Annotated in this window: 9 protein-coding genes; 4 read left to right on the plus strand and 5 right to left on the minus strand. The window is 44.1% G+C overall.

Annotated elements, in window-relative coordinates; all coding sequences use genetic code 11:
- A partial coding sequence (locus tag VK541_RS16655; protein WP_324371459.1) for an aldehyde dehydrogenase family protein occupies nt 1-253 on the plus strand: 253 nt, incomplete at its 5' end.
- 7 nt (nt 254-260) lie between these two features.
- Here VK541_RS16655 and VK541_RS16660 read toward each other — a convergent pair.
- Complete coding sequence (locus tag VK541_RS16660; RefSeq protein WP_324371461.1) at nt 261-872, minus strand: GIN domain-containing protein; 612 nt, start codon at nt 870-872, stop codon at nt 261-263.
- Nucleotides 873-1,116: 244 nt separating this feature from the next.
- Here VK541_RS16660 and VK541_RS16665 point away from each other — a divergent pair, with 244 nt between their 5' ends.
- Nucleotides 1,117-4,011, plus strand: a complete 2,895-nt coding sequence (locus VK541_RS16665; protein WP_324371463.1) for a DEAD/DEAH box helicase — start codon at nt 1,117-1,119, stop codon at nt 4,009-4,011.
- On the opposite strand, the gene aat is transcribed toward VK541_RS16665, so the two are convergent.
- Nucleotides 3,992-4,639: a leucyl/phenylalanyl-tRNA--protein transferase gene (aat, locus tag VK541_RS16670; RefSeq protein ID WP_324371464.1), complete on the minus strand. Its 648-nt coding sequence runs from the start codon at nt 4,637-4,639 to the stop codon at nt 3,992-3,994. The two genes, VK541_RS16665 and aat, sit on opposite strands and share 20 nt — an antisense overlap.
- Before the next feature lie 71 nt (nt 4,640-4,710).
- Here aat and VK541_RS16675 point away from each other — a divergent pair, with 71 nt between their 5' ends.
- Nucleotides 4,711-5,079 (plus strand): YccF domain-containing protein, encoded by a 369-nt coding sequence (locus VK541_RS16675; protein ID WP_324371465.1) that lies wholly within the window; start codon nt 4,711-4,713, stop codon nt 5,077-5,079.
- 1 nt (nt 5,080) lies between these two features.
- On the opposite strand, the gene VK541_RS16680 is transcribed toward VK541_RS16675, so the two are convergent.
- Nucleotides 5,081-6,061 carry an App1 family protein gene (locus tag VK541_RS16680; RefSeq protein ID WP_324371467.1) on the minus strand — a complete coding sequence of 327 codons (981 nt, stop codon included), beginning with the start codon at nt 6,059-6,061 and terminating at the stop codon, nt 5,081-5,083.
- A gap of 65 nt (nt 6,062-6,126) precedes the next feature.
- Here VK541_RS16680 and VK541_RS16685 point away from each other — a divergent pair, with 65 nt between their 5' ends.
- Nucleotides 6,127-6,981: a diacylglycerol/lipid kinase family protein gene (locus VK541_RS16685; RefSeq protein ID WP_324371468.1), complete on the plus strand. Its 855-nt coding sequence runs from the start codon at nt 6,127-6,129 to the stop codon at nt 6,979-6,981.
- Here VK541_RS16685 and VK541_RS16690 read toward each other — a convergent pair.
- Together VK541_RS16690 and VK541_RS16695 are read right to left on the minus strand one after the other, a co-directional pair.
- Complete coding sequence (locus tag VK541_RS16690; protein ID WP_324371469.1) at nt 6,978-7,628, minus strand: energy transducer TonB; 651 nt, start codon at nt 7,626-7,628, stop codon at nt 6,978-6,980. The genes VK541_RS16685 and VK541_RS16690 overlap by 4 nt on opposite strands.
- 17 nt (nt 7,629-7,645) lie before the next feature.
- The coding region (locus VK541_RS16695) for a peptidoglycan DD-metalloendopeptidase family protein (protein ID WP_324371470.1) at nt 7,646-8,075 on the minus strand (430 nt) is incomplete at its 5' end.

The raw sequence follows: 8,075 nt of genomic DNA on the forward strand, positions 1-8,075 counted from the left end.
AGCCATTATGACGCTAAACTTAAGAGAGGCAGAACAATTTCTATCCGCGGCCGGTTCAGACTGCGGTATTGCTAACATCAACATTGGTACATCAGGAGCGGAAATCGGAGGTGCTTTCGGCGGAGAAAAAGAAACCGGAGGAGGACGTGAAAGTGGGTCCGATGCATGGAAAGCCTATATGCGCAGGCAGACGAATACCATTAATTATTCCAACACCTTACCACTTGCACAGGGAATTAAATTTGACTTGTAAGCATCTTCTACTCCCGCAATTTTTTGGCTTTTGACGCTGCCAGCAATTCGGAATCTGTAGATTCTACCGTTGATTTTAATGCTACAAAATCCTGCAGGGTCAGTTTTGAAATCCCGTCTTTTAAAACGATGTGATCCTGAGTTGAGCCGCTGAGCCTTAAATTGGCATTGCCTCTTATATAGGTATACAGACTTTCTGTATTTGCATTTACCTCAGCAGATGCCTGGTCTTTAAGAAATACCTGGAGGTGCCGGGCATTTATTTTGCCAGCTGTCTTAACAATCACATCATTGCTGGCATCGATCCTTTGCAGTTCCTTTACCGAAACATAAATGGTTGTCCTTTCAGCCGCGGTCGAGTTGATCATCAACGTATAACCTTTTCGCACTACGGACATGCTCATCCTGTTAAAATCACCGTCCGCAGTTACGGTTTCCTTTGATCCCTGAGATAGGATAACGGTCACATTTCCTGTAATGGTGATCCTGTGGAATGTGAACGGAGGACCCGGCTTTACCTGGTCATGGTGTGCCGCTGCCGCAAAAGTGCCCGTTACAGCCGAGGTTAAAAAAATCGCTGTCAGTGCTGAGGCGCATAGTGTTTTTGCTAACGTTTTCATATTTTAATTTTTTAAGGTTCCATTGATTGTCCTGATTGATAAGACGCCCCCTTAAAAAAAAAGTTGCAGCAATTATTTGTCTTTTATACCAGAATAGAATATAAGTAGACCAACGGCCAGTTTTTTTCGACGAACGGCTAAAAAAATCGTCATAAATAACCCCTTCTATTTGAAAGCCCCTCAATTTGATGTATGTTTAAAGATTTTTAAATGCTTACACTCCTATCGTTTTAATCTTTAGCCAATGTTACGCGTAGACAGCTCAAAACCCTGCAAAATTGTATATTCCCTATGCAAACACGCGTATTTTGGGTATTTAATTGAGCCCCATATGGTTCAGTTGAATCCGCAGGGCGATTTTTCATTGACTTATCAGCGCCTCTTTTCTCATACGGCCAGCGAGTTTACAAAACACCTGTCTGAAAGGGATTTTAAACTCATCAGCATCCTTGATCAGACAGAGCAGGATTTCATCATCAAAAAATACCATAAAAAGACGATCAGGCCGGCGGAATTTTTCAGCAAGTTCTTCAATGACAAATTCTATGAAAGTGTCCGTCCGAAAATTGAAAAAAAACTGTCAGAGGTACTCGAGGTGCTCAAAGCCGAAGGAGCGCTGTACCTGATGGACAATGATGGCTGGCCGGCGGAACGAAGAATTGATTTCGCAACCGAACCCTCCAGTGTATTGTTTCACTTTAGACGAAGCGAGACAGAAACCCGTTATTTCCCTACTATAAAATACCAGGGACTCCGCATAGACTTTATGTTCAAAGAGGCACAGATCGTTAGCAATCAGCCGGCGTGGCTGCTCCTCAATGATATGATCTATTTTTTTGAGCAGGCCATTGAGGGCAAAAAGCTCCTTCCCTTTCTCAACAAACGTTACATCACCATACCCAAATCAACAGAAGAAACTTATTTTGAAAAATTCGTTAGCCCGCTGATTGAAAAATACCATGTCTACGCAGAGGGTTTTGAGATTAAGACCGAAAAGCATGAACCCATTCCTACGATTAAAATTATATACGTAGATGGGGGGATCTCACAACTGCAGCTGTATTTTAAATACGGATCATATGCATTCGCCATGGGCAATGAAAAGAAAGTAACGGTACGCTTGTTAAAGGAAGCGGACAATTACATCTTCAACCGCATCAAAAGAGACACCGCATTTGAAAAACAAAAGTTCAGTTTATTGCTCGACATGGGACTGAAAAAGACAAGCGCGCTGTTTCATAACCTTGAAGTGGTTACAGACAGAGATGAAGACCAGTCCTATGCCATCATTAACTGGGTAAATGAACACATTAGCATTCTGGAAGAAAACGGATTTGAAATTGAGCAGCATACAGGTGCTAAAAAGTTCCTGCTTGCCATCAATAAGATCGACTTTGAAATCAAAGAAGACAACGACTGGTTTGACATCAATGCCATCGTTTACTTCGGTACCCATGCCGTCCCGTTCATCTCATTAAAACAACACATTCTTCATAAAAAAAGAGAGTTTACTTTACCTGACGGAACCATTGCCATCATTCCTGAAAAATGGTTTAGTAAATATGGCAGTATATTCAGCCTGTCGGACGGGGGCAAGTCGTTAAAATTGAAAAAACACCACATCGGACTGATCAATGAACTTGCCGAAGACAGCATTACCAATATAACGCTCAGCCGTAAACTGCAAAGATTAAATGATTTTGAAAACATTGCCGATGTACAAATGCCCGCAAACTTCAAAGGCGACCTGCGAAGCTATCAAAAGGCCGGGTACAACTGGTTCAGCTTTTTGAGGGAGTACCATTTTGGCGGCTGCCTGGCCGATGACATGGGTTTGGGTAAAACCATTCAGACCCTGGCCATGCTCCAAAAACTTAAGGAAGAAAGTGATCTGGCAGGCACACACAGCCCTTCTCTGATCATCATGCCCACTTCACTGATCTACAACTGGCTCAATGAAGCAAAGAAGTTCACGCCAAAACTGAAGATCCACGCCCATACCGGTTCGACCAGGGACAAGGATGTGAGTCTTTTTTCGGATTACGACATCGTGATCACCACCTATGGGATCACCAGGGTAGACATCGATCTGCTTAAAGACTTCTACTTCAGCTATATCATCTTAGATGAAAGCCAAAACATTAAAAACCCCTCTTCAAAGTCTTTCAAAGCAGTAAAAGCATTAAAATCTAAATACAAACTCATCCTGAGCGGAACGCCTGTAGAGAATTCAGTAAGCGACCTCTGGACCCAGCTTACCTTTTTAAATCCCGGTTTGCTTGGCACCCAGGCTTTCTTCAATGAAGAATACGTGCAGGCCATTGAAAAAAGGAAAGATGAAGAAAAAGCCAGGAAACTTCAGGCGATCATTAAACCCTTTGTATTGCGCCGCACCAAGGAACAGGTAGCTGCGGAGCTCCCGTCAAAAACCGAACAGATCTTCTATTGCAGCATGAGTGAGGACCAGGCTTCCTATTATGAAAAGACCAAGTCAGCCTATCGCAACGATCTGCTGAGCAGTATGGACGATGGCACTTATGCACAAAAGCAGGTACAGCTGCTGCAGGGATTAACCATGCTCAGGCAGCTGGCCAATCACCCGGTGATGATAGACGAAACTTATGAATCCGATTCCGGCAAATTTGAAAATGTTATCCATACCCTTGACAACGTGCTGAAAGGCGGCCATAAAGTGCTGATATTTTCCCAGTTCGTGAAGCACCTGAATATCTTCAAAAATTACTTTGTGCAGGAGGACATCTCCTTTGCCTATCTTGACGGAGCGACGAAGAACAGGGGCGAGATTGTCGCGGAGTTCCAGCAGAATACTGAGCTTAAAGTCTTTCTGATCTCCATCAAAGCAGGGGGCGTTGGCCTGAACCTGACCCAGGCAGACTACGTATTCATTCTTGATCCATGGTGGAACCCGGCTGTAGAGCAGCAGGCCATTGACCGCTCACACCGGATCGGTCAGGACAAAAAAGTGTTCATCTACAAGTTCATCGCAAAAGATACTGTGGAGGAAAAGATCCTCGCACTGCAGAACCGCAAAAAAAGGCTGGCCAGTTCGCTGATCACCACAGAGGAAAGTTTTTTCAAATCACTGAGCAAAGAAGACATCAGGGAGATCCTGAACTAAGCATCAGGCGGCTATTATATGCTTTGCCGGAGATCATCTCTGCACCAAGACTCATCAGGTGATCGTTGGGCAGCTGGCAGTCTATCAATTTAAACTGCCCTGTTCTGCACAGCCAGATCAGGGCCGCTTTTGATGCATTGCTCACCAGGCTAAACATACTTTCCCCGCAGAAGACATCTCCCATCAGTACACCATACAACCCTCCAACCAGCATTCCATCCATCCAAACCTCCACACTTGCCGCATGTCCCGCCCTGCTCAAACCAATATAGGCATCCTGCATCTGCTGCGTGATCCAGGTACCAGGCTGGTCTTTCCTTTTGGCTTTCGCACAATGCCCGATCACCTGGTCAAACACCGTATTCCAGGTGATATTGAAAATTCCGCTGCTCATCACTTTTGCCATGCTTTTACTCACCTTCACTTTTTCCCGAAAGATCACACAACGTTCATGAGGAGCATACCAGCATATCGGGTCATCATCGCTAAACCATGGAAAAATCCCGTTTTCATAAGCCAGCAATAAGCGTTCTCTGCTCAGATCACCGCCAATCGCCAGTAATCCGTCAGGATCAGCAAGTTCCGGATTTGGAAAAACAAGTTCATCATCAGGCAATCTAAAAACCATTTACAATAATAAAAAACAATAGCTTTATGTAACTAATACTTTAACGTTTCATCTCAATAAAAATAGTAAAAATGAATTTTTTAGGTAACATCATCTGGATCATATTTGGCGGCTTGTTCATCTTTTTTGAATACATCATCGGAGGTTTGATATTATGTCTTACCATTGTCGGCATTCCTTTCGGCATCCAGTGCTTCAAATTTGCCGTTGTGGGGCTGGCGCCTTTCGGAGTAAGAATTACGGATACTTCCTCAAACACGGGCTGTCTCTCGACTGTGATGAACATCATCTGGCTGGTATTCGGGGGTCTTTGGATTGCATTGACTCACCTGCTTTTCGGGCTGCTGTTTTGCATCACCATTATCGGAATACCTTTCGGCAGGCAGCATTTCAAATTGATGAACCTGGCCTTTTCCCCTTTCGGAAAATCCATAAGCTAGACTATAACGGGGTGATCAAACCTGTTTTCCTGGAATGCGCTATGGCTTCAGCGCTGCTGGAAAACAAGCAGGTCTTAATGCCCTTGGCCGATATCCGTTTCAGGTATTCAAGAGCCGAAGCCTTCCTGTCCGCCCTGACATTCCTGATGTAAACCGCTTCGATGTTCTTTGGGTATTTCTCCGCTATGGTGGTATAAATAGCCGGATCCCGTTGGGAATTGTCGCCGAAGAACACAAATCTCTGGTTGGGAAAAGCGTCCAGAATCCGCATCACCCGCATCAGCTTCCCTTCATGTCCGGTCTTTCCTGTTTTGACCAAATCTTTCCAGCGTTTGATCTGGTTGAGTAAAAATGCGCCTTCGGGCAGCTTATTGTACCTGAAAGTTTCCACCAGATAATCGTACAGATTCCATTCGCTGCTGGACACATAAAAAAAAGGATTGGGCTGATCGGTCTCCGTATGTGAAAAAGCCAGTAAATTATAGTGCGTATAAGCATCTTTAAAAGTCTTCCTGGTCCTCGGGTTTTTAATAAACAGTTCCCTTAGCCTCCTCCTGATGGTCGCAGAATGAGAAACCATAATCGTGTCGTCAATATCAGATATAAAAGCATACTGGGTGATGTGGGGGACATAGATCTGTCCCTGCCCTAACGCCATCACCACTCCATGCTTGTCCAGCGCCTCTACTTTTACCCCATGCCAGCCGGCATCCACATTTTTATAGGCGGCCCATTCAAACTTAAAAAACCCGTCGTATTCGGTTTTCTGATAAACTTCCTGTTCACCAAAAGTCAGCCTGACTTTCACAAAAGGATAGGGCTTTAGCAGGAATAATCTCAGCAGGTGTACAATATTGACAAACAAATTATTACTGAAAGTCTGTTTGGTTTTAGCCTTATATCTGAAAACATGACCATACACTACCAAATTGTGTGTATGCCCGTAGCCATGATAAACTTTAACCGTTACAGATTTATTCATTAATAATTAAAACAGAGTAAGCATGCAGTTGTTTGTGATATTAACAAATCATAAAGAAATATAAAGTGAAGATTCTCTTTATTGTCAATCCAGGTGCCGGAAGTGAGGGATTAAACTTCAGTGAACTGATCACTGAATACTTTGAATCTTCCGAACACGAAGCCCAAATCTACAAAATACCTCAGGATTGCGACTTGAAGCAATTAAAAACAGTAATTGCCGGCTCAGGAGCCGACAGGGTGATCGCCGTGGGCGGAGACGGTACATTGAAGCTGGTCTCTGAATGCCTGCTGCAAAGCGGTACCCCAATAGGGATCATTCCGGCAGGCTCTGCCAACGGGATGGCCAAAGAGCTGAAGATCCCGCTTACATTAAATGAAGCTTTAGATATTGCAGTAAACGGTAAGCCAAAAAAGATCCATGCCGTGATGGTCAACAATGAACTCTGCATTCACCTGGCCGACATTGGATTTAATGCTTACCTGGTCAAGAAATTTGACGCCCTGCTTCATCGTGGCATGTGGGGCTACACCAAAGCCGCCTGGAAAGCACTATGGAGCCATCATAAGATGACGGTTGAGATTAAGATCAAGGATCAAACCATCAGATCAGAGGCAGCAATGGTGGTCGTTGCCAACGCCACCATGTATGGGACCGGCGTGAAAATTAACCCTGAGGGCAAGCTTGATGATGATGTCTTTGAAGTAATTTTGGTCAAGAAATATTCCGTAATGGAAATCCTGAAACTGAAGTTCACAAGTATAGCACTTAATCCTCACAACATAGAGCTTTTTCAGACCAGCAGCCTCCACATTAAGACCAGGCACAAAGCACATTTTCAGGTTGACGGAGAATATTTAGGAAAAGTAAACAGTCTTGACGCCAGGATTATTCCTGATGCGATCAGCATCATCGTCTAATTACAGTATTTTGCCAGCAGCTCGTCAGCGAGATCCGAACCCATGTGCTTTACAAAAAGAAAATCCTCACAGGCACCCTGCTTATCCTTTTGCTTCAGCTTCTTTTTACCGTCACTGATGCGGCTGTTCAGATATTCGTCATCATAGCCCAGGCTTTTTTTAAGTGCGAGGATTCTGCTTTCCTCGTCTTTTGTGAATTTACCATCGGCTTTCTTCTTATAAAAGTTCAATACCGCATCTGTCAATCCCTGATTGGTTTTGTAGTTCCTGATCGCCTGCCGGATTTCCTCTTTGCTTTTATTCGCACAATCATAGCCTGAGAGCTTAAAATTAATAGGAGCAATGATTACGACTGTCGAATCGTGGTCCTGCGGCACAGTCCACCTTCCGCTGCTCATCCTGATCAGTCTTAGCGCCTCATCATCCAGATCCGTACCTACGCCCCTGCGGATTTCCGAGTGATAGACCTCACCGTTTTTATTCAGCTTAAAACCAATGGTCACTCCACCCTGAATACAGTTTTGTAAAGAATATAAGGGGTATATTTTGTTGTTGGCCACAAAGTTTTCCAACCCGCCTTTTAGCACTGGCTGGGCTTTGAGACCAAAACCGGTTAACAGAAATAATGCTAAAAAAATCCTTGCCATGCTCTAATTTACAAAAATTAAGACAAAGCCGACTGAAATGTATGTTTTAATATTAGCGCAGGATCCGGGCAATTATTTAAATAAGCAGCCCTTTTTGCATATTGACAGACACCCGGATAATCTCCTTTCAGCCCCTGCATGTCCAATATCAGCTGAAAGTGCAAATGCGGCGGCCAGTGACCATTTTCGTCTTGATTTCCAAAAGCTGCAAATTTGCTCCCCTGCGGAATAACCTGACCCTCATCCAGCCCGGCTAAAGAGTCCAGGCTCAAATGTCCGTATAAGGCATGGAATACCCGTTCATCAAGCGTATATTTCAAAATGACTGTACCGCCATAGTCCCCAAAATTGTCATTGAATCTGAAACTGTGCACAACACCCTCCTGAAAATTATATACGGGTGTGCCCGCAGGTCCCCAGATATCGACCCCGAGATGTAATCTCCGG

This window comes from Pedobacter sp. (assembly GCF_035317785.1).
Classification (GTDB): domain Bacteria; phylum Bacteroidota; class Bacteroidia; order Sphingobacteriales; family Sphingobacteriaceae; genus Pedobacter.